The organism is Weissella thailandensis, from assembly GCF_001932615.1.
Lineage (GTDB): Bacteria > Bacillota > Bacilli > Lactobacillales > Lactobacillaceae > Weissella > Weissella thailandensis.
This window is the reverse complement of the sequence record NZ_CP014332.1, coordinates 689,841-712,817: the sequence shown is the minus strand read 5'-3', so window position 1 is coordinate 712,817 and position 22,977 is coordinate 689,841. Positions and strand designations below refer to the sequence as shown.

Sequence of the window (22,977 nt, the reverse complement as noted above, 5' to 3'; positions counted from 1 at the left end):
AGTTGCAACTATTTTTTTGCTTATTTTTATTTTTTTTACACAATAATATCAAATATTTTGCCCAAAAGTGGTTTTAATTTTTATTATCAATTAAAAATTAAAACGTTTACAAAAAAACTTAAGTTAAGCAAAGCCTAACTTAAGCCGTTTTCTATTATAAATTAAACTATTTAACCGCGCAACGTGTTTGCCATACCAATCAATAGCTTACGCATGAATTGGTCACCAGCAATTAAATATTTGGGATGTGACTTACGCCGTAACATTGCCCCAACCTCACCTTTAGTTACTTTGAAATCAGCAGCTTGCCAAAAATCAAGTAAATCTTCAGTTGTGTACGCCATAGCAATTTTCACCTTTTTAATAACGACATTATTAATGTCATTATCGCGTTGCATACTATAGTCTGGTGCAGCAATTGATCCATCTGGATTCTTTTTATGTCCTCGCTGAGAGATAATCAACCCGTTCAAAAATTTTTCTAGGTCATGTCGTGATAATTGGGCATCTCTGGCACTATCTTGGGTTGGTTTAGCCATGATTGCTAAATAGGTTGACTTATCGAGTGTCAAACCGCCCAATTCAAAAATAGTCATCATGTTCTTACTATTAATATTGAAAATATATTGCAATCTACGAATAATATCGTTGTTGTGCATAATTGATGTTATACTTCTTTCATTTTTTTAAGTGTGGGAATCGATGGTTGGGCACCTGCACCTTGCACAGTTAATGCGGATGCTGCACTAGCAAAACGAACGCTTTCAACAAGGTTGGTCATATCAGGCGCTAATTTAGTTGCTAATGCCCCAATAAAAGTGTCACCTGCGGCTGTTGTATCCACAGCTTTAACCTTCAGGGCTGGCTCAAAACCATGATGACCATCAGCCAGCTGATAATACGCACCACGCTCACCTAGAGTAATGATAACATTTTTAGCACCCATCTCTTGCATTTTATTTGAAGCATTGATCATAGATATATCATCATTAACTGGAATACCAGTAATGATTTCGGCCTCAGTTTCGTTAGGTGTAATCAGATCAGTTAACCCCAATAATTCTTTTGGAATTTCTTTGTGCCCGGGTGCTGGATTTAGAATCGTCATAACCCCCGCTGACTTAGCCAATTTAAACGCTTGCAGCGTTGCCACAATCGGTGTTTCAAATTGTGCAACCAAGACTTTTGATGATTGAATCGTTTTTTCCGCCTCATCAACATTTGTTTCACTAACTTGTTGATTCGCACCACCTAAAATAAGAATCGTATTGTTCGAATCGCTTTCCAATAAAATATAGGCGGCTCCGGTACCAACATTGGCAAGTTGGGCAATGTGTGTGGTATCGACACCATCTGCTTGCAAGGCATTTAGTAGCAACTCACCGTTCTGGTCTTGACCAACAGCACCGATAAAATGCACTTGAGCCCCTAAACGTTGGGCAGCTACTGCTTGATTGGCTCCCTTACCCCCTGGTGCGGTTGAAGCATCAGTCATGGCCATGGTTTCACCTTGTACTGGCAAGTGATCAATATGCAAAATCGTATCCGAATTCAACGACCCCAGAACTGTTACTTTTCTTGTCATAGCTCAATTCTCCTATAAATGATTATTCAAAAAAATTGTTTATTTTCAAGTTAGTCATCTAGAAAATAAACAATTCTTGTCCCTCAAATTTTATCCCTTCAAAATAGCATCAATTTTTGCTAATTCTTCGGTAGACAATGTCATATTATCAGCAACCTTGACATTATCCAATAAGTGATCAACTGAAGAAGCACCAATAACGATTGATGGCACACGTTTATCACGTAGTAACCAGGCCATTGCTAATTGTGCTAAGGTTTGTCCACGATCAGCTGACACTTTATTCAACGCGTTAAGCTTTGACACCGTCCCCTTGGGATCATCTTTGATGAACGCATTGGTGCGATGCAATGGCATGTCTGCTGGGAAACCATCCAAATAACGATCCGTTAATAAACCTTCTGCCAATGGACCATACGCAATCAATCCGGCATGATGTTGCGCCAAAGTCGCCAACATATCTGTATCTTCAGCTTCCCGATTAAACATGTTGTATGACATCTGATTACCAATAAATGGTGTGTGTAATTCGTCAAATATTTTACTAATCTCTGCCACTTGTTCAGTTGTGTAATTTGAAACCCCAACGTACAAAGCTTTTCCTTGACGAACCATTAAGTCTAAGGCTTCGGCTGTTTCACGTAAGTTCGTCTCTGGATCCCAACGATGCGCATAAAAAATATCAACATAATCTAAATGCATCCGTTGTAATGATAAATCTAAAGCAGCTGTTAAGGTCTTTTTACCCGAAAACTGTCCCAATGGTCCTGGCCACATATGGTAGCCGGCCTTAGTGGTGATAATCAATTCATTACGGTAAGGATGTAAATCTTTTTTATAAACTGCACCAAATGTTTCTTCCGCAGTCCCATCGGAAGGGCCATAATTTGAAGCATTATCAAACGAAAAAATACCATTATCAAATGCTTTTAACATCACTTCTCTTGAATTAGCTAGTGGCTTTTGATCTCCTAAATTACGCCACAATCCAAATGACAAGGCTGGTAAAATCAATCCTGAATCGGCAACCCGACGATATGGCATAACTTCATAACGATTTTCTGATGCTGCGTAGACCATTATGGTACCTCCTAATTTTTAAATGCGATTATTTATAAATTAACTTCTGGCTTATTTTTTGAACGTAATAGTACATCAATCTGTTTGTTCTCATGAATGCGGTTAATTGCCTCAGCAAACAAAGGCGCAACGGATAATGTTGTGAATTTTGAACTTTGCTTTTCTTCGGGGACGCGTACGGTATCCGTAAAGATGCAACGTTCAATATTGTCATCTGCCGCCAAATTTTCCGCTGCTTGCCCTGAAAGTACTGGGTGTGTTGCAGCAACATAAACTTCAGTGGCACCATTAGCCAGTAGTGCTTTAGCAGTCATCTGCACACGATAGCCAGTATCAACAATATCATCAACAATGATTGCCCGACGTCCTTTGACATCACCAACAATCGCATCATCAGATTCCGGATTAGTCATGGCAACATTATCATTGACAACCCCCCAAGGAGCAGCCAGTAAGTCAGCAAATTTACGAGCACGACCAGCTCCGGTATGATCTGGTGAGACAACAACCAAATCATCTAATAAATTCCGACTATAAAAGTAGTCGGTTAATAATGGTGCTGCTTGCAAATGGTCAACTGGCATATTAAAAAAGCCTTGTAATTGCGCTGCATGAAAGTCCATTGAAACAACCCGGTCAACACCATTCATTTCAATAAGTGACGCAACCATTTTAGCAGTAATCGGTTCTCGTGATTTGGCTTTACGGTCTTGGCGAGCGTAACCAAAGTATGGAATAACAAGCGTAATTTTCGCCGCAGATGAGCGTCGTAAGATATCCACAACAATCATCATTTCCATAAATGCATCATTTACTTCCTCTGCAATTGGTGCAATAACGTAAATATCATCACCACGGATACTTTCTAATATTCGTTCGTAAATTTCGCCGTCCGCAAAGCGCTTGATATCTAACTGTGTCAACGGCAAATGCAATTCTTCCGCCACTGCATCTGCTAAATCATGATTCGCAGTTAGCCCTAACAACTTTATTTGAGATTTCACGAGTGATTTCCTCCATTTCTCACCACCATCTGTCGTTAAATCTATTTTAACAAAATAAAACCGGTTACGGTATGCTTTATACCATTAAAAGCCCGAGTTATTCTGATGCTGTGTTAGCCCAATAGAATTTATTTGCAAATTCAATATATTACCACTATACTTAAACAAGCGAATCAAACAAGCTGGGGTGCCATTAAACTGGCTGAGATAATACCCATAGAACCTGAGCAAGGTAATGTTGCTAGGGAGCTTGGTTTGTTTACCATGACAGTAAACAAGCCCCAGTATCCATGATTAGTGTGTAAGCGCTATCGATACTGGGGCTTTTTTTGTTACCAAAGCTTCGGCGATTCGATCACATTTTATTTTAAGGAGGTTTGCAATTATTATGCAAACAGTTACTGAGTCTAAGGTTAAATGGTCATTACGTGATGTGATTTTCTTAGCCATTATCGCCATCTTTTTTGGGGTCATTTTTGAGGTATGGAGTGCTGCTTATTATGCTGTTGCTGCTACCCCACTAAAACCCTACGCTAATGATTTAACATTAGGTGTCTGGTTAATGGCCGGACCATTAGCTGGGGCTATCCTACAAAAGGTCGGTAGTTCAACCATTGGTGAGGTATTAGCAGCAGCTGTTGAAATGCTATTATTCTCAAGCTGGGGAGCTGCTAATTTGATTTCTGGTTTTGTCCAAGGTATTGGTACAGAACTCGGATTTGCTACTACTGGCTACAAAAACTGGGATAAATTAGGCATTAGTCTTTCTGTATTAACGACAACGATCGTGACGTTCATTTGGGACCTCTTCAATAGTGGTTATGCAGATTATAAGCCAAGTTTGATGATTACCCTATTTATTATTCGTTTGATTTCTGCCGGTTTCTTTGGTGGTGTATTAGTTTACTTTATCAAAAAGCTTGTTGCAAAATCTGGATTACTAAAACGTTAAGCTTATGACAAAATTACAAGTTGATCATCTAAGTTTTGCCTATCAAGCTGACCAACCTAACGTATTAAATCAAATTAACTGGGTTCCTGAAACAGGATCTTTTAATTTATTGATTGGTCCCTCTGGTTCAGGTAAATCGACCCTGCTGAAAGCAATGGCTGGATTACTCCCAAAATTTGGTGGGGTCATCACGGCTGGTCAGGTATTATTAAACGACGAACCTATTCAACCATTAGCACCTTTCGAACGGGCAAAACGAATTGCCATGCTCTTCCAAAATCCAGACCGTCAATTCGCGATGCGGACAGCACGACTACAATTGGTATTTGCTTTAGAAAATTTACAATTGCCAACTGAGACGATTAATCAGCGAGTAGCATTTGCTATCAATGCGCTCCATCTAGAGCAAATTGCTGACCAAGATTTATTGACATTGTCTGGTGGCGAAAAACAACGCGTTGCTTTAGCCATTATCATCGCGATGGACAGTGATATCATCTTACTTGATGAACCATTTGCCAGTGTCGATCCAGCCGCACGTTTATCACTACTGACGGATTTGAAAAAAATGCAACTAGAGCAGCACAAAACGATCATTATCTCTGATCATGACTTATCCGGTTATCAAGAACTTGTTGATTATCTATTTGCTATCGACACTGATTCAGGTACATTAAATCAACAATCACTGTCAAAATTAGTTAATCTTCCTGCTCAAACACCTTTTTATGGTGTTCCTAAAACTGATGGTCATCTACGTTGGCAAGAGTTGACACTGACCGTGGGCAAAAGCCGGCAATTGTTAATCAATAGTGACTTTACTTTACCGACTGGACAAATCGGTTTATTGTCTGGTGCAAACGGTATTGGTAAATCAACTTTATTTAAGGCACTTAGTCACCAAGTCAAATATGACGGGCGAGTGACTTGGGATGATCAAGATACAGCCAAAATAAAGCTAAAAAATTGGGCAAAAAAAGTTGCGTTGATTTTTCAATCAGCTAGTGATCAATTTGTAACAATGACCGTCCAAGAAGAAGTCGCTTTGTCACAACAGCATAGTTTAGCAACCGATTATTGGACAGATGAGCGTGTACAAACGGCTTTAGAGAACTTACACTTAAATCATCTAACTGAACATGTGGTCTATCAACTATCTGGTGGTCAACAAAAGAAGTTACAAGTGCTCAGTATGTTGATTATGGGGCAACCAATTCTATTGTTGGATGAGCCATTGGCTGGTCTGGATATTGATTCAGTACACACAGTGATGACATTAATTAACCAGAGTATTCACGAAACTGACCAAAGTGTCCTGATGATTTCTCATCAACGTGCCGGTTTGGCTGATTTTATTGACTATGAATTGATTTTTAAGAATCAACAGTTAGACCTTGTTGGGGAGGCGCCAAATGCTTAAATTAAATCCAACAATTCTCGTCTTCATCATGCTCGGCATTGGTATTGAAACTTCATTTGTCCGTTCCGTTATTCTCAACGGAATCGTTGCGTTCATTAGTTTAATCTATCTATTGCTCCAACGACCAAACTTGAAAATTGTTGGCCTGATGTTGATAATTTCGATTCCCGTGGCCTTTGGAACTTGGTGGTCATTTATTGCCTTTGGTACTGGTGACACACATCACCTGGCACTAGTCTATGCAACTCGTTTATACGCCTACCTCCTTTTAGGAGCCGCTGTCACGCTAACTGTCAATGTGAAAGATTTACTGTTCAGCTTGAATCAGCATGCAAAGTTATCTAATACTTTTACTTATGGTTTATTAGCTGCCTTTAACTTAGTGCCACGTGTCAGACGACAAGTGCAAATCATTCGATATGCTGGTGCCTTGCGTGGGATCACTTATCATTTATGGCAACCTCAGATATATTTCAAAGCGATTCTGAGCGCCTTACATTGGTCGGATGATTTAGCGATTGCCATGACTTCTCATGGTTTTTCGGAAGGCTTTCCACGAACACAGACTGTACAAGAGCATTTGCCAAAATGGCAATGGGGCCTTGTCTGCCTGTTAATCCTGGCATATCTTTTAACTGCGATTGTCATCAAGCCTTGGTAAAACAAAGCGCATGACAAAACTCGTTTTGAAGCTAATGTGTCATGTCACGTGATTTGCGTCATTTTTGGCCGTAGCGTAAATTTCGTTATACAATATATTTTAAGAAAAAAGGTTGGAACATTCTTTTGTTCCAACCTTTTTCGTATTATTAGTTAGTTAATTTTCCAGACTTATAAACGGACTTCGGACCTTGTAGAGCCTTTATATTTTCTAATGGATCTTCATTCAAAACAATAAAATCAGCCATAAATTCAGGCGCTATTTTCCCAACATGGTCATCGATTCTTAACACTTTCGCGGCATTGCTAGTTGCTGCCAGAATAGCATCTTGTGGCGTTAAACCAAGCGCCGTCATTTTTTCAAGTTCCTTCGTTGAACCATCACTAAAGTTGTTGAATGGCGTCCCCCCATCAGTACCCATAACGATTTCGACTCCTGCCTCAATCGCCTTTGCAATGCTCTGACGATGAGCTAGCAAAACATCCTCATTTTTGTCATACATCCATGCAATGATGTCTTTTTTATGATCATGGATAGCATCCGGTGCAGAAAGCGTTGGCACAATTGGCGTACCGGTTTGTAGTAACATATCAATCGCCTCATCATCCAAATAAATCGCATGCTCGATTGAATCTACACCTGCCTTGATTGCATTTTTTATTCCTTGATTACCTTGCGCATGAGCAGCTACTGGTATGCCATAATTATGCGCTTCTTCGACAGCTGTTGCTAACTCAGTAACACTAAATTGGACATTACCAGGTACCTCTTGGTCATTACTCGTAACACCACCCGTTGCCATTAACTTGATATTTTTAGCGCCTGTCTTAATCAATTGACGCGTCGCTTTGCGGACCTCATCAGCACCGTCCACTTCCTTACCGATAGCCCCTGCCCCGTGACCACCGGTAATCGTCAGTGCAGCCCCACTAGCGATAATATTTGGACCTGCAACCACATGTTGTTTAATCAATTTTGCTAATTTAATATCAATGTTATTCGCTGCGCCAACCTCTCTGATTGTCGTCACACCATCTGATAAAAATTCACGTAAATGTTTCGTTGCATAAATGGCCAGTTCCGTCTCATTGGTAATGTTTGCCAATTGCTTTTTATCACTAGTTGTTAAATCTGAAATATGTGTATGCGCATTAATTAACCCCGGAATGACAAACTTACCTGATAAATCAACAACTTGAGCATCATCATCATTATCTATAAAGTAACCTGATTCTGTATCAATCGTAAAAGATGCTGTTTTAAATTCACCTGCGATAAAAATTGCGCCATTAATAAATTTTACTTGTGTCATTACTGATATCCCCCTATTTATTTCTTGTAAGCTTCTTTAAAGTCAAACGTTGCGCCATAAGTATTCACTAACAATCCTTTAACATCTGGTCGAATCAATGCTGGTGTTGACTGATGTCCTAAAGTCACAACCGGCAATTCACTATGAATTCGTTGTTCAGCTTGTAGTAAATCCTGGTACCGTTTGGCTGGCTTATTCACATCATTACCATTAGCCCGTGCGAGCGCTGCATCATATTCTTTATCATTAAATTGTGCAATATTGATACCACTATCACTTTGAACCATATTAAGAAAACTCATTGGATCTGCATATTCACCACCCCATGAAGTTAAGACAATGTCAAAATCATGTGATAATTGTGCTTTAACTCGCGCAGCCTTCGGTTGAAATTTAACCGTCAATTCAACACCAGGTAAATTCTTTTGTAACTGATTTTGCACATATTGTGCTTCAATCTTACTCTGATCATCGTTATCGGCTAGTAAGGTTAACTTTATTTTCTTCGTATCACTCGCAGCTAAACTTTTCTTAGCGTCTTTTTTATTAAAGGCATATTTTTTACTGTTAGCCTCTTTACTAAAGTCACGCTGATTATCTGGATTCTTAATTGTATTCTCAGGCGTAAAGGCATTCCCGCTACGTTGAATACCCTTAAGCACCTTATTTGTCAGCCCTTTTGTATTAATAGCTTGCTTGATGGCAACTCGCACGTCTTTATTTTGTAAATATTTATTTTTCATATTTAATCCCAAAAAGTCAGTCCGACCATTTTTAATACTATGGTATGCGCGGTTATTTTCATTCGCTCGAACTTGATCAGCAGTTAATGGTGTATAGTCAGATTTCCCAGCTTTATATAAATTATAGCCAGTCGTATTATCGGTCACGGTCTGAATATTAATTTTATTTGTGGCAACATTTTTCTTATCTTCATATTGACTATTTTTTACCAACTGATACGACTTATCCGAACCATGCCAATTTTTTAGTACAAATGGTCCATTTGATAATGTCTTATCTGCGGACGTACCATATGCCTTACCTACTTTCGTGACAAATTTTTTAGGCTGCGGATAGAATGCTGTACCTGTCAGAATACTTTTAAAAGCAGGATCAGGATTATTCAAAGTGATTTTCAATGTCTGACTATCAAGTGCTTTAACACCAAGATCATCAGCTGCTTTCTCACCATTTGTTACTGCTGTCGCATTCTTAATATTGTTAGCTAAGGTAGCGCCATTAGACTTATTTTTCGGATCAACAGTCTGTTGTATACCAAAGACATAATCATTTGCCGTCACTTTTTCGTGATTAGACCACTTTAAATCATCTTTTAAATGAAACACATATTCACGACCATCCTTTGAAATATCAACCGACTTGGCATCAGCTAATTGCGGTTGGTTATTTTTACCATATCGATATAATCCTTGGCCAGTTTGAGTGACTATTTCCGAACCAGTAGAATCATTAGCCTGCGATGGGCTCATCGTCGTCAAGGCTGCTGATTCTGTCCAATTGATTGCTTGATCCGCAAAAGCTACTCTTTCCTGGGACAAGCTTGCAATAGTTGCCGTTGTCAGACCCACTGACACTATGAACGATAATTTTTTTATTCTCATAACAATTCTCCCTTAAATAATAATTAACTCAACAAATAAAAAAACGGCCAATCAGCACATTACGTGCTAACTAGCCGTTGTCTTTTAAAATTGACAGGTTAATTTCTAGCGGCTAGCTATCGTTAATACATAACTGATAGCTAGCCCACAACAAATAGCCAACTATCTCGTTGGCCACCACCATGAAATAGTTGTTGAGAATACAACTTGATTAATTTCTGAATTAATTAATAACATTATGCTTTCTCCTTACATGTCTTACTAGAATTTATTTAATTATAACGCTAGCATGAGAAAAAGCAACCGTTAAATTAAAATAAGATTAAAAACTGTTTGACTACTTTTTAATTTTCGAAATTTGCAATCAATACTCGATTTCCTGCTGACTGTTTTGTTGGATCAGCCTGGCCGAATGCTGCCTGCGTCAAATGAAGTTTCGCAACTTCGACACCAAAATAATCTTGAATCAAATTTTGTAAAAATAATAGCAATGCTTGTGAATCGATTTCCGCTTCGTGAATTAATACGGGGCCCTTATTTTTAAACACCGCTGAATTCCGTAAATTATCGACCTTCTTTTCTAGCGCTGGTAATCCAGCCACTAAATGATAGACCACATGGTTTTCATGGACCCACTTTGTTAAATGGACAACATGACGCAAATCTGTGAAACCAATTGGTAAAATCATATCCGCAGCAATTGCTGTTAATTGCATTGGTTCTTGCGTTTGCTTTTGAATGGTACTCTTTAGTGCAGTTGTATCTAAAGTAAAGCGACCATTATAATCCAACATAGCCTGACCAAGTAACATTTCAACACGTGTCACGTAGCCAATACGATCAAACTGTTCATTATGCTGTAATTCTTGTGCTAAGTGTTGTCGAAAAATATCCGGTGCGCGCCAATCAAGTCGTAATTTCGCCTGATTTAACTGAATATCATCACCCTCTGCATGAAATGTAATCAAGGTATACCCCATCGTACCCGGGATATCATTGAGGACAGCTTGTCTATCATCTGAAAAAAAGTGACTATTATACATCTGATTCTCCCCATTTATGTAATAGTGTTGTGAGTGATATTTGACCTGGTGCTGATGCCGCTTTCACACTTGCAAAAGTTAGCTGTGAACCGTATTGGTAGCCAACCTCGCGTGATCTCATCCCCAACGCCCCCATCGACATCGTAATCAGCGGTAAATCACTGTTTGCAGTAACCGTCATTGTCGCCTGCAATACGCGGTCAACATCCGTTGCCACTTTTGGCATGACCGCTAATTTTACAACATCAATAGGTAGCCTTGTCATCTCCATTAAAAGACTAACTAAATGATTAGGGGTTGTGTCAAAGTTATGCTTAGAACCGATAACTTTAACATTTTCAGGCACTAATTTTAAAAGTGCTTGTTGATCTGCTAGTAACGCAAGCTCAATATCAATGGCATCAACGCCTGCTTGTAGCGCACGTTGGTAAACCATTTGGTAGCTATCATGATGATAGTTTAATTGTCCCCCTTCACCGGCCGTTCGCCAAGTAAATAACAAGGGTTTATTAAGTATCTCATGAACCTGGCGAATATTACTAGCCGTTAACTCACATAAACCTGATAAGTAATCAATCCGCCATTCGACGACATCGGCAGCCGTTTGGCTAAGCATCCGTGCCGTCTGTCTCACATCTGCCATCGTTTCATCAACCATAGGTACGGCGACAAGTGGACGTTGTTCAGTTGCGCTCGCATTACCTATTTTCAGTCGTTTCATCATTAACAGCTCTCATATGCTGCAATACTTCTTCAGCAACCTGGTCAGCAGTCTTGTTATCAGTATAAATAACCTCTGTTGCAATACCTGAATACTTTTTGAGACGTTGCTCCCAAAGTTCAGCCAACTCCAATAAAGATTTATTGCGCACGATCGGACGTGTATTATCTTTTACCAACCTTTCGACTGTTTGACCAAAGGAACCAGATAAGTAAATAACTGGTACTGGGCTATTTTTTAATAGTTGTCGATTTTGCTCTAATTCAATAATGCCACCACCGGTAGCCATAATCCCAGATTTTGTCAGATTTTCTTGCAGGATAGTTTGTTCTAACTGTCGAAAACCTAACTCACCAACAGTCGCAAAAATTTCTCCAGGTGACTGACCAGTCTGTTTGACAATCAGTTGATCGGTATCCAAGAATGGCAACGCCGTTTTTTCAGCCAGTAATTGGCCAACTGTTGTTTTACCAGCTCCCATGAAGCCAATTAAAATCACTTTCATATTAATCTATGACCTCACTTAAATCACTAAAAAAGTTAGGATACGAAATATTCACTGCTTCTGCATTGGCAAGTGATACATCCCCTGTTGTTATTAAAGCCGCAATGGTCAACATCATCCCCACGCGGTGGTCACCACACGAATCGATGATTGTTGGTTGCTTAACTTGTAGTGGTGTCCCACCATGAATATAAAAGCCATCTTCTCTAGGCTCAATATTAGCTCCTAATTTATTTAACTGGGTAGTGACAGTGGCAATCCGATCACTTTCTTTCACATGTAATTCACTAGCACCCGAGATAACTGTATCACCTTGTGCTTGTGTCGCAGCGAGCACAACTAGTGGCATTTCATCAATCATAGCTGGGACGTCAACTGCTGTAATCGTTGTGCCATGTAATGATTGCGATTGCACTTGAATATCAGCCATTGGTTCTCCATCAGCTGACTCATTATCAAATGAAAATTTAGCACCCATTCGCTGTAAAATTTTCATGATACCTGTACGAGTTGGGTTAATCCCAACCTGTTTGAGAGTGAGCGCACTTTTCGGAACCAGCACACCAGCCACAATCCAAAAAGCAGCTGACGAAATATCGCCAGGGACGCGAATCGTGGTCGCAGTTAAATGCGTCTGTGGTGTAATTTTAATTTGATGGTCCTCGCGTACCAATTGTACGCCAAATGCTGCTAACATTCGTTCAGTATGATCACGAGTCGCGATTGGCCCAATAATTGTCGTTGGCGTTTTCGCTTGCAGTGCCGCTAAGATAATGGCACTTTTTACTTGGGCAGACGCCACTGGCAATTCATAGACCAAACCTGCAAGTTCGTGTGTACCAAGTTTAGTGACTGGTAAATGATCATTCTTTGTCACAAAACTGACACCCATGGCAATCAATGGCTTAATGACCCGCGCAAATGGTCGCTTTGATAAACTTTTGTCGCCACGAAATGTTACCGCAAATGGTTGATTCGCTAATAGCCCCATCAATAAACGGGCCGTCGTTCCTGAATTTCCCATATCTAACATTTGACTTGGCTCAACGAGCTCATTCAATGACCTACCATGAATAATTAAATCATGATTGTCAGTACTAAATGTCACCCCTAAATTTGACATTGCCGTCACTGTACGACGAACATCTTCGGAATCCAAAAGATGTTGTACCCGCGTATCACCTGACGCAATACTTCCCAACATAACTGCTCGATGTGAAATACTTTTATCACCAGGCATCGTTAAAGTTCCCCGCAGTTTTTTCCCCGCTGTTTGTAACTTAATCTTGCCCATTATTTAACCTACAATTCTTTTCCAATTAAAAATGTTTGATTTCTTCACGATAAGCTGCCACTTGTTCTTGTAAACGTGACAAGCTATCAGTATCAAATTTATCTAAGATGGCTTTTGCAAGTTCAATTGCCACCATAGCCTCAGCAATAACTGCTGCTGCTGTTACTGCCGTTGTATCTGATCTTTCTGTTGATGCACGGTGATCTTCATGGGTGTCGATATCAACACTCTGCATTGGTTGATATAGTGTTGGAATTGGCTTAACAAGACCACGGACAACAATCACTTCACCAGTTGTCATACCGCCTTCAAAACCACCCAGATGGTTAGCGCCACGATAAAAACCACGCTCAGCTGACCAATAGATTTCATCCATCAGTTCACTACCATATTTTGTCGCATTTGTGAAACCACCACCGAATTCAACCCCTTTGAAGGCATTAATGCCCACCATTGCACGGGCAATCTTCGCATCTAATTTTTCATCTGCTGATACATACGATCCTAAGCCAGCTGGTACACCAGTAGCCATGACTTGCACCGTACCACCAACCGTATCTCGATTGCGTTTTGTTTGATCAATCACTTCACGCATCGCTTCATCATCCGCAGCGGTCAATGCACGTGTTGGTAAGCTTTCAGTGACCGCACGCAATTCCGCTAAGGTTTTATATTGCGTTAGTTGTGTCAAATCTGAACTAGCAGGACCGATATTCGTCACAAAACCATGAACATCAATATCAAGCGCCGCCAATAGTTTTTTAGCGACGGCACCCACAGCCACACGCATCACTGTCTCACGAGCTGATGAACGTTCTAGTACATTTCGCAAATCATGCTGATGCCGATATTTCATGCCACCAACTAAATCGGCATGACCTGGTCTTGGTCGCATGACTTTACGCATACTATTCTCAACAGTTGCGGGGATATTTGGATCCATAATTTTTGACCAATGATTGTGATCATCATTATGAACATTTAAAGCAATGGGTGATCCTAAAGTGACTTGGTGACGGACACCAGACATAATCGTTACGGTATCAGTTTCAATAACTTGACGTTGACCACGCCCATAACCATGTTGGCGCCGAGCCAGTTGTTCATTAATATCATTTGTTGTAATTGTCAGGCCTGCTGGAATGCCTTCAATAATGGCAACCTCTTCTGGACCATGACTTTCTCCTGCTGTCATATATCGCATAGGTTAAGATGCTCCTTCAATAAATTCTGTCATCTCTGCCAATGACTTTTTGATAATTGCTGGTTGACCAGGTTCTTTAACTGCGACTAGCTGTAAGATACCTGAAAGGTTCTTTTTATCGTGCGCCAACTGGTCAATTGTCGCTGGCTGGCGAATCAAAACAGAGTCCACCGGCAAACCAACTAACTGTAAGCGCCGATTTAACGCTTGTAAAAATTCAGACGAACTAATGTTTTCAGCAACAAAACGTTCTGTGATTGCTATCATACCAATTGCCACTGCTTCTCCATGCCTGAGACCACCTTCAGCCAGTAATTCTATCGCATGACCAATCGTATGCCCAAAATTAAGATACTTGCGAATCCCTGCTTCACGTTCATCTTGCATCACAATATCAGCTTTATATTGTACAGATTGGGTAATCAGCTCTGATGATCTAGTCAAAATATCATTAACCGTCCGAATCGTACCAGTCAATTGCCAAAAATCACCACCTGCTAAGACACTACATTTAACCACTTCAGCGTAGCCTTCTACTAAATCACGAATGGCTAGTGTCTTAAGATAAGTTGGATCAATCAATACCAAATCAGGTTGGTAAAATGTTCCCATAATATTCTTTGTCTGACCTAAATTGATGGCTGTTTTACCACCCACACTTGAATCAACTTGAGCGGTTAGCGACGTTGCAATTTGAATGAATGCAATACCACGCATATATGTGGCGGATGTTAGACCTGCTAAATCACCAACTACCCCACCACCTAAAGCAATTACACCATCCGCACGAGTGAATTGATGTTCAGCTAAACACGAAATAGCTTTTTCAAGACTTGCCAATGACTTTGAACGTTCACCTGCAGGCAGTACTAGTGTGGTGACCTGGTACCCAGCTGATTGCAGTTGTACCACTGTATCAGATAAATACAAATCAGCCACATTTTTATCAGTAATCACTAATATCTGTCGTGGTGACCATACTTGTCGAATTTTTTTACCAATTTCATGGCGCAAACCGTCTAAAACTTGCACTTGATAGGTTTTATCAGGAACAGAAACTGTCACCATATTATTCACCTCATAGTTCATGAATAGCATTTGCTTTTGCAAATAAATTCGTCATCTGATCAGGCGTCAATGCTTGTTTGCCATCCACCCAGGCTTTTGCTGGTTGATCATGAATTTCAAGCATTAGACCTTGCGCACCAGCCGCAACCGCAGCTAATCCAATTGGCGACACATGTTCAGAAACTCCAGCAGCATGTGATGGATCGGCCAAAACAGGTAAATGAGTCAACTTTTGCAAGACCGGAATCACACTAACATCCATTGTATTCCGCAAATATTTTTGATCAAAACTACGAATACCGCGCTCCATCAAAATGATTTGTTGATTCCCTTCAGATGCAATATACTCTGCTGCACTTAAAAACTCATCAACTGTTGCACTCATACCGCGCTTTAATAACACTGGTTTATTTTGACGACCGACAGCTTTTAGTAAGGAAAAGTTTTGCATGTTACGTGTGCCGATTTGGAAAATATCTGTGTATTTACCAACTAAATCAACATCCGCAGGACTCATGATTTCCGTCATCATGTCCATACCTAAAGCATCTGCCGCTGCACGATGCCAAATAAGTCCTTGTTCACCAAGTCCTTGAAAACTATATGGGCTCGTACGTGGTTTATAAGATCCCCCACGTAAAATCGTTGCGCCAGCTGCCTTGGCAGCTTGACCCATCGCTAAGACATGTTCGGCAGATTCAATAGCATCTGGTCCAGCAATTAAACTAAAGTTCTGACCACCAATTGTTGAGTGAGGTGTCTGAATCACCGTATCAGTCGGATGAAAGGCCCGGCTAACTTGCATTGCTGCCGGATGATTCGTAATCACATCTACGACTTGCTGTTCATTAATAAATGGGACCTCGTCAATGTCCTTTAAACCAGCAAAACCAACACGATTTTCAGAGGCATAAACATGTTCTATATGATTAGCCTTGGCCTTCGCTAAAGTTTTTTGTGCTGCAGACTCATCTGCCATGATAACAATCATTTTATTATCTTCCTTCTCTTAAAATCGCTGTCAACATTGCGTTTTGATCAGGTTGGATGCCTGTCCATCTTTCAAAACTCAATGCACCTTGCCCTACTAACATGGCGAGGCCATCGGTTGCTTGTCGATTGGCCTGTTTGGCAGCTGCTACAAATGGTGTGTCGTTCATCTTATAAATAACATCGACAACTTGCGCATGATTTGGTGTAATGGCAAATTGTCTTGGTGAAAGAAGCGATTGATTATTTTGCATACCCACATTTGTTGCATTAATAATCAAATCTGCTTCTAATAAAAATTGATCTACATAGGCAATATTATGTAATGGTTCATCCAATAATGGTGCTAACATGGCTGCTTTCTGATCAAATTCTGGCGTCATGCGATTAAAGACGTGTAACTGACTTTCACTAGGTGCACTGGCAATAATGGCGCGCGCTGCACCACCAGTTCCTAAAATAACAACATGCTTTGGTACCCGTTGAATTGTTGCCCAAAAGCCAATGCCGTCCGTAATGTCACCAAATATCTGGCCATCTTGCACAGAAATCGTGTTAACCACTCCTAATTTTTTTGATAACGCAGACATTTCATCAATATAAGGAATAATTGCTTGCTTAAAAGGCATCGTGACATTCAGACCACGTATACCATGGGCAACTAATTCATGAAATTTTTCCCCTAAATTTTCTGGCTCAATAGCAAATAACTGATAGTCAGCATCAACATTAGACAACCGAAAGGCTTCATTTTGCATAATTGGTGATTTGGATTGTTGTACCGGATAACCAATTAGCCCGTAATGATCTGTCATTATTATCTCCAGGAATATATATTTTTAGCAATAAAAAAGAGACCGAAAAGTACAGCCTCTCAAGTGACATGATATTGCTAAACTCTTCTCTCTGTTTAGTGTACTAAAATCAAAAGAGCTTTCCAATACCATAGTGAATAGTAATTGTAATTATACCAATAATTATATTTCTAATAATTGCACGCTTTGGGAAACCATTTCCCAACCGCGCACTTAATAAGCCTGTCAAAGCAACCGCAATGACCGTTGCGCCAATTGTGGCTAAGAATTTCCACTTAACTGGTGCCATATACATGGCAATTAATGGTAAAAAACCACCCAAAGCTGCACAGAATAAGGAAGAAAATGCTGCAGACCAAGGACCAACATAATGGCCCAATGAAACATCATATTTTACCTTCAAAATTGTTGCCAGCGGATTTTTACGCATTAATTCATTGGCAATTTTGTCTGCAGTTGTTTCACTTAGTCCTTGTTCATGGTAAAAGTTATAAATATCTTGTTGCACACTATTAGGATTAACCTGAATTCGATCCTGCTCAAGCGCGACCACCACCTTTTCTGCATCCGCTTGTGAGCTAACTGAGGCATACTCACCAGATGCCATTGATAAGGCACACGCCATTAAATCTGCTAATCCAGCTATTAAAATTGTAAACTGATTAGTTGTCGCTGCACCTACTGAAAAAAGAACACCAACAACTGTCAAAATGCCATCATTTGATCCTAATACACCTGCACGAATCGTGTTCAATTTTTCCGACATCGTTGTTTGTGAGTCCTGCATAATTTCACGCTCCTATTAACGTTCCGACAAAATATGTCACAATCATTGTAAAAATACCTGCGATAACATTACGACCAGTTGCCTTATATTCATTTGCTCCTGATAAATGAGCAGCTGAAAAACCAGTAATTGCTAAGGCAACCAACACAGCAAGCGCTGTTGCGGGGATACGTAAATGAACTGGTAATAATGTAATTGCTAGCATCGGTAACAATGAACCTAATGGAAATGAAATCATTGATGCCAGAGCTGCCGCTAAAGCAGATATTTCATGATGCTGCGTAAAGCCATACCGTTCACGAATCGTCGTTTCTAATGAATCACGGGCCATCAATTCTGCCGTAGCCGTTTGCGCTAAATCTGCTGATATACCTTGCGTCATATACTGCCTTTTGACAAAATCAAATTCTTGCTCATAATGGTTTGCTAACGCTGCTTTCTGAGTCGCCACTGCCTTGATTTGGGCATCGTTTTCTGAATGCACTGAAACATATTCACCCATCGCCATCGAAACTGTGCCGGCCAGCGCACCGGCAAAGCCAGCAATAAAAATTGCAAACGAATCTGTCGTTGCCCCTGCAACACCGATAACAATACCTGATACGGATAAAATACCATCATTAGCTCCCATAACAGCAGCCCGAATAACATTATTCCTTTGTGCTAAATCCTTACCTATCGTCATATGCTTTCTCCTCTTTCCTTATTATACACCAGATAAAAATAAAAAGTTTTTGTTACGGTAAAATTTCAAAAAATAGCCGTAAAAAAACAGGTAACGATCATGAGTGTTGTTACTCGCTATCGTTACCTGATTAAATAAACTCACTTAACCCGTGAATTTAATTATTTAGTTTGTATACTAAGTCAAACGATTTTTAAAATAAGTCATGAGTGGTAAGCCAATCAGTGGTACTAAAATGGCCCCGGCGATAATTTCAAAAATCCCATTAAAACCAGCAATCGAAACGATCAACCACTGCGCTAAATTAGTGTTTGGAATACCGGTAAAAGAAGTATCCATCACAGTAAAACTGAGCCATGTTATCAATAAGACCAACGTTGTATTAATAACAGCTGACAAACTACCTAAGATAGCTAAGCCAGGCCCCTGTTTTTTTAACTCATATTGTTGCACAAATTTTTGATATAAATAACCAGTCAATAATCCAACCATAATCCTTGGCACCAATGCTGTGATGGGATTACGGAAAATCAAAGCACCAATACTTGGGACACTAGCCCATGCATGCCATAAAGAATAGGCACCCCAAACAAAACCTAATAAAGCCCCTGTTTTAGGTCCAAGAACCATCGCACCAATGGCGACCGTATAAGTAATAATAGTCACCGCTGCACCGACCGCAAAAGCTCCCAAAGGCAATGTGCCAAGCCATGGCACAATTGATTGTAGTAAGATAACCGCTATAAACAGCGCTGTTAAGACTAAATGTCGACTTTTGTTTACACGCGTTTGCATCGCGTTCCTCCAAATTTATCATAAAGTTATTAAACATTCTAAGCTGCATTGTTTATTATATACCAAAAAATGGATGCGACAAACGATGTTTTGAAACCACTATGTAAATTTTTTAGGCGTTAACATTGGCCCTTTTGGCAGCGAAGAAAGCTGACATACGACGTACCGCTTCTTGCAAATCTTCGTCTGAAGCAGCGTATGAAATACGCACATACTCCGGCGTGTATTCAGAAAAGGCTGAGCCGGGAATCATCGCAACATGACCATTCTCAGCTAAGTCCAAGGCAAAAGCCTCGCTATCATGCCCCATATCATCAGGAATCTTAGCAAAAATATAAAAGGCTCCCTCTGGGTTAACAACTTCAAAACCAAATTCTTCTAAATGTGGTACTAACCAATCACGACGACGCTTGTAAGTATCACGCATGTCATCAGCAACATCGGCAGCCGTCGTTAAGGCAACCGTAGCACCATCCTGAATAAATTTTGGCAAGGCAAATGTCAATGCTTGGTGCACCTTTTGTGCTTCATCAATAAATGCTTGATCAGCAATAATGAACCCAATGCGATAACCAGTCATGGCATGTGACTTTGATAGTCCGGTCATCAAAATCGATTGCTCAGGTAATAAGCTGCTTAACGAGACATGGTCTTGATCATATGTCAGTTGTGCATAAATCTCATCAGAAATCACCCATAAGTGATAACGTTTAAACACATCTGCCAGGGCTTCTAACTCATCACGAGTATAAGTGACTCCCGTTGGATTTGATGGATAATTAAATAAAATGGCCTTTACTGGTACATTGGCTTGCTCTACAGCATCAGCCACCAACTCTGGTGTTAATTTAAAGTCTGTTGGCCGGGTATTAATGGTGATTTTTGTACCATGTGCCAAGTCCAGCGATGCTGTATAGGGTGTATATGCAGGCTCAGGAATAAGCAACCCTTCATTTTCATTCAATAACGTCATAAAGATAACATTGATGGCTTCTGAGGCACCGACTGTTACAATCACATTGTCTTCACTCTCGAAAGGTAAATCATAGCGAGATGCATAATACTTTACGGCTGCTTGACGCAGATCACGTTCCCCCTGGGCATCACTATAATGTGAATTATTGTTGGCAACTGATGAAATAACAGCGTCTTTAATGGCACCATCTACGTTGAAACCAGGTTCACCGAATGTTAAACGTAACAAATCAGGAATATCGCGAACCTTTTTTTGAAAACCGATGAGGCCATCAGCAGCTAAGCTTGTGACCTTTGGATTAAGTGGTTGTACAAATTCATTTTTGGTCATTTTCATTCACTCACATTTCTTTTTATTTTTTAATTGAATATCATTATAATATAAAATCCGATTTTCAGGAAAGTATTTACTTCTGTAAAAAGAATGCTTTTATTTTACACTATTTGTGCGTTTTTTAACAACCATAAAGCGGTTTCATTAGACTGAATTCATGGTAGAATGGGGCTAAGACATACTAATAAATTGACATAATTTTTTAATTATTTAATTACCAAGGAGGCATTAGATGTTAGATTTTACTGACACGCCAATTGAAACACCAGTTACAAACTGGGACTGGTCTCCCATTCGTGAGGTTCCTATTCGGGAGAATAACGAGCCGCTCGTTTCTTTAAGCTATTTGCCAGAAAAGATGGTCGTTAGTCCGCAATATTTTATTCAAAATCTGCCGGGCAGCTACCCTGATTTATATACACGGGCAGGCGTTCAAGAAAAGCTCATTGCAGCAACCCGCAAGCTACCTTATGGTTATAAATTTGTGATTTTTGATACATGGCGCAGCATTCCAACGCAGCAAGCTTTATTTGATCAAATGAAAAGCTTTGTAAAGCAGGATCATCCTGATTATTCTGAAGCAGAAATCCAGCAAGCGGCACTTCGTATCGTTGCCTTACCATCAACTGATGCCACAAAGCCATCCCCTCATAACACGGGTGGATCGATCGACTTATCAATTGTTGATGAGAATGGTCGCTTGTTAGATATGGGTAGTCCATTTGATGATATTAGTCAACGAGCAAAAACGACCTATTACGAAACAGAAGAGACTGATCCGAAATACGATGCTGTACGTGAAAATCGACGCTTGTTATACCATGTCATGACCCAAGTCGGCTTCACAAATTACAGTGAAGAATGGTGGCATTTTGATTATGGTAATCAAAACTGGGCTAGTCTGACTGACAAAGGTTTTGCCATCTATGGTGCCACAAAACCTGAATTCCCATGGGTTGAAGCTTATTAACAATTAAAAGTAGTAAAAAGGTGCGACAAAACGTTTTGAAACTGTTTTGTCACACCTTTTTTAGTATTTTATTTAGCCTGACTATGAATCAAATCGCGCTTAACTAATTCTTCAGCAATTTGCACGGTATTCCATGCGGCACCTTTTAATAAGTTATCCGACACGACCCATAGATTAAAGCTACCAGGATTTTCATTGTCAGCACGAACACGACCAACAAATGTCTCACGCTTACCAACCGCATTGATTGGTTGTGGATATACTTGGTTAGCTGGATCATCTTCTAGGATTACCCCTGGTGCACTAGCTAAGATATGTTGGACATCCTCTCGCGTAGCTGATTCATCAGCTACAGAAACATACACTGACTCACCATGACCAATTGGGACTGGTACCCGCACGGCAGTTGCTGTAACTTTTACCTCACTTGACTTAGGGTCACCAAACAAAATTTTCTTAGTTTCTTGCATCATCTTTTGTTCTTCAAAAGAATAGCCATCATCTTGGAAAACATCGATTTGTGGCAATAAGTTAAAGGCCAATGGGAAATGCTTTTTGTCCCCCTTAGTTGGCAAAATGTCAGCCGTTTCAGTCTCTCCATCTAAGTGTTGTTGTGCTTGATGCAATAACTCATCCCATGCACGTTGACCAGCACCTGAAGCAGCTTGATAAGTCGACACAATCACCTGATTCAAGCCATAAGCCTTACGTAATGGCTCCAAGGCAACAACCATTTGAATCGTTGAACAATTAGGATTAGCAATAATCCCTTGATGACTTGCCAAGGCTTCGGGATTAACCTCTGGTACCACAAGTGGTACGTTAGGATCCATCCGCCAGCGTGACGAATTATCAACTGCTACAGCCCCACGCTTAACAGCTTCTGGCAATAGTTTACCTGCTAAACTACCGCCAGCAGATGCTAATACCAAATCAACACCGTCAAATGAGTCTGGCGTTGCTTCTTCAACAACAATATCTTGCCCTCTAAATTGACGGGTCTGTCCAGCTGAGCGGACAGATGCTAGCAATTTCAGTGATTTAACTGTAATCGTTGACTGTTCTAACTGTGCTAAAATTCGGGTACCAACGGCACCAGTTGCTCCCAAAATAGCTACAACGTAACCTGCTTCATTTGTCATTTTATTTTTC

At 40.2% G+C, this 22,977-nt stretch carries 23 protein-coding genes and 1 riboswitch; of the genes, 4 read left to right on the top strand and 19 right to left on the bottom strand.

The window, feature by feature from the left end:
- Positions 1–170: 170 nt before the first annotated feature.
- The 4 genes from FOL01_RS03515 to FOL01_RS03500 form a co-directional block, all read right to left on the bottom strand.
- Positions 171–659 carry a DUF1456 family protein gene (locus FOL01_RS03515; protein WP_075269362.1) on the bottom strand — a complete coding sequence of 163 codons (489 nt, stop codon included), beginning with the start codon at positions 657–659 and terminating at the stop codon, positions 171–173.
- Between the two features lie 8 nt (positions 660–667).
- Complete coding sequence (rbsK, locus tag FOL01_RS03510; protein ID WP_075269361.1) at positions 668–1,585, bottom strand: ribokinase; 918 nt, start codon at positions 1,583–1,585, stop codon at positions 668–670.
- Positions 1,586–1,675: 90 nt separating this feature from the next.
- Positions 1,676–2,665: an aldo/keto reductase gene (locus FOL01_RS03505; protein ID WP_075269360.1), complete on the bottom strand. Its 990-nt coding sequence runs from the start codon at positions 2,663–2,665 to the stop codon at positions 1,676–1,678.
- 32 nt (positions 2,666–2,697) lie between these two features.
- Positions 2,698–3,669, bottom strand: a complete 972-nt coding sequence (locus FOL01_RS03500) for a ribose-phosphate diphosphokinase (protein WP_075269359.1) — start codon at positions 3,667–3,669, stop codon at positions 2,698–2,700.
- Positions 3,670–3,842: 173 nt separating this feature from the next.
- Positions 3,843–3,934, top strand: a riboswitch (TPP riboswitch).
- Positions 3,935–4,057: 123 nt separating this feature from the next.
- Here FOL01_RS03500 and FOL01_RS03495 point away from each other — a divergent pair.
- From FOL01_RS03495 to FOL01_RS03485, 3 genes are read left to right on the top strand one after another with little or no spacing between them, the layout of a single operon-like run.
- Positions 4,058–4,621: an ECF transporter S component gene (locus FOL01_RS03495; protein ID WP_075269358.1), complete on the top strand. Its 564-nt coding sequence runs from the start codon at positions 4,058–4,060 to the stop codon at positions 4,619–4,621.
- A 4-nt stretch (positions 4,622–4,625) separates the two neighbouring features.
- Complete coding sequence (locus FOL01_RS03490; protein WP_075269357.1) at positions 4,626–6,041, top strand: ABC transporter ATP-binding protein; 1,416 nt, start codon at positions 4,626–4,628, stop codon at positions 6,039–6,041.
- Complete coding sequence (locus tag FOL01_RS03485) at positions 6,034–6,702, top strand: energy-coupling factor transporter transmembrane component T family protein (RefSeq protein ID WP_075269356.1); 669 nt, start codon at positions 6,034–6,036, stop codon at positions 6,700–6,702. The genes FOL01_RS03490 and FOL01_RS03485 overlap by 8 nt, the downstream gene beginning before the upstream one ends.
- A 148-nt stretch (positions 6,703–6,850) precedes the next feature.
- Here the strand turns inward: FOL01_RS03485 and FOL01_RS03480 are convergent, their stop codons facing one another.
- From FOL01_RS03480 to FOL01_RS03415, 14 genes are all read right to left on the bottom strand, one after another.
- Entirely contained in the window at positions 6,851–8,014 is a 1,164-nt protein-coding gene (locus tag FOL01_RS03480; protein ID WP_075269355.1) for a metal-dependent hydrolase family protein, read from the bottom strand.
- A gap of 17 nt (positions 8,015–8,031) precedes the next feature.
- Positions 8,032–9,639, bottom strand: a complete 1,608-nt coding sequence (locus tag FOL01_RS03475; protein ID WP_075269354.1) for a peptide ABC transporter substrate-binding protein — start codon at positions 9,637–9,639, stop codon at positions 8,032–8,034.
- Between the two features lie 344 nt (positions 9,640–9,983).
- Positions 9,984–10,682, bottom strand: a complete 699-nt coding sequence (locus FOL01_RS03470; protein ID WP_075269353.1) for a hypothetical protein — start codon at positions 10,680–10,682, stop codon at positions 9,984–9,986.
- A complete protein-coding gene (gene aroD / locus FOL01_RS03465) occupies positions 10,675–11,406 on the bottom strand; it encodes a type I 3-dehydroquinate dehydratase (protein WP_083603417.1) in 732 nt (243 codons plus the stop codon). Before aroD ends, FOL01_RS03470 begins: the two co-directional genes overlap by 8 nt.
- Positions 11,381–11,908, bottom strand: coding sequence for a shikimate kinase (locus tag FOL01_RS03460; RefSeq protein ID WP_075269352.1), 528 nt, complete (start codon positions 11,906–11,908; stop codon positions 11,381–11,383). Before FOL01_RS03460 ends, aroD begins: the two co-directional genes overlap by 26 nt.
- Position 11,909: 1 nt before the next feature.
- A complete protein-coding gene (gene aroA / locus FOL01_RS03455; RefSeq protein WP_075269351.1) occupies positions 11,910–13,202 on the bottom strand; it encodes a 3-phosphoshikimate 1-carboxyvinyltransferase in 1,293 nt (430 codons plus the stop codon).
- Positions 13,203–13,227: 25 nt separating this feature from the next.
- Positions 13,228–14,406, bottom strand: a complete 1,179-nt coding sequence (gene aroC / locus FOL01_RS03450; protein WP_075269350.1) for a chorismate synthase — start codon at positions 14,404–14,406, stop codon at positions 13,228–13,230.
- Positions 14,407–14,409: 3 nt separating this feature from the next.
- Positions 14,410–15,474: a 3-dehydroquinate synthase gene (aroB, locus tag FOL01_RS03445; RefSeq protein WP_075269349.1), complete on the bottom strand. Its 1,065-nt coding sequence runs from the start codon at positions 15,472–15,474 to the stop codon at positions 14,410–14,412.
- A gap of 10 nt (positions 15,475–15,484) precedes the next feature.
- Positions 15,485–16,465 (bottom strand): 3-deoxy-7-phosphoheptulonate synthase, encoded by a 981-nt coding sequence (aroF, locus tag FOL01_RS03440; protein ID WP_075269348.1) that lies wholly within the window; start codon positions 16,463–16,465, stop codon positions 15,485–15,487.
- 4 nt (positions 16,466–16,469) lie between these two features.
- Entirely contained in the window at positions 16,470–17,279 is an 810-nt protein-coding gene (gene aroE, locus FOL01_RS03435; protein WP_075269347.1) for a shikimate dehydrogenase, read from the bottom strand.
- Positions 17,280–17,388: 109 nt separating this feature from the next.
- Complete coding sequence (locus FOL01_RS03430; RefSeq protein ID WP_075269346.1) at positions 17,389–18,066, bottom strand: VIT1/CCC1 transporter family protein; 678 nt, start codon at positions 18,064–18,066, stop codon at positions 17,389–17,391.
- 4 nt (positions 18,067–18,070) lie between these two features.
- Positions 18,071–18,751, bottom strand: coding sequence for a VIT1/CCC1 transporter family protein (locus tag FOL01_RS03425; protein ID WP_075269345.1), 681 nt, complete (start codon positions 18,749–18,751; stop codon positions 18,071–18,073).
- 177 nt (positions 18,752–18,928) lie between these two features.
- Complete coding sequence (locus FOL01_RS03420; protein WP_075269344.1) at positions 18,929–19,546, bottom strand: ECF transporter S component; 618 nt, start codon at positions 19,544–19,546, stop codon at positions 18,929–18,931.
- Between the two features lie 112 nt (positions 19,547–19,658).
- Positions 19,659–20,852, bottom strand: coding sequence for an aminotransferase class I/II-fold pyridoxal phosphate-dependent enzyme (locus FOL01_RS03415; protein ID WP_075270611.1), 1,194 nt, complete (start codon positions 20,850–20,852; stop codon positions 19,659–19,661).
- Positions 20,853–21,087: 235 nt separating this feature from the next.
- Here FOL01_RS03415 and FOL01_RS03410 point away from each other — a divergent pair, with 235 nt between their 5' ends.
- The gene (locus FOL01_RS03410) at positions 21,088–21,825 is read left to right on the top strand and encodes a M15 family metallopeptidase (RefSeq protein WP_075269343.1); all 738 of its coding nucleotides are present in this window, start codon (positions 21,088–21,090) and stop codon (positions 21,823–21,825) included.
- A gap of 68 nt (positions 21,826–21,893) precedes the next feature.
- Here the strand turns inward: FOL01_RS03410 and FOL01_RS03405 are convergent, their stop codons facing one another.
- On the bottom strand, positions 21,894–22,967 hold the full coding sequence (locus tag FOL01_RS03405; protein ID WP_075269342.1) for an aspartate-semialdehyde dehydrogenase: 1,074 nt from the start codon (positions 22,965–22,967) through the stop codon (positions 21,894–21,896).
- Between the last annotated feature and the right edge of the window lie 10 nt (positions 22,968–22,977).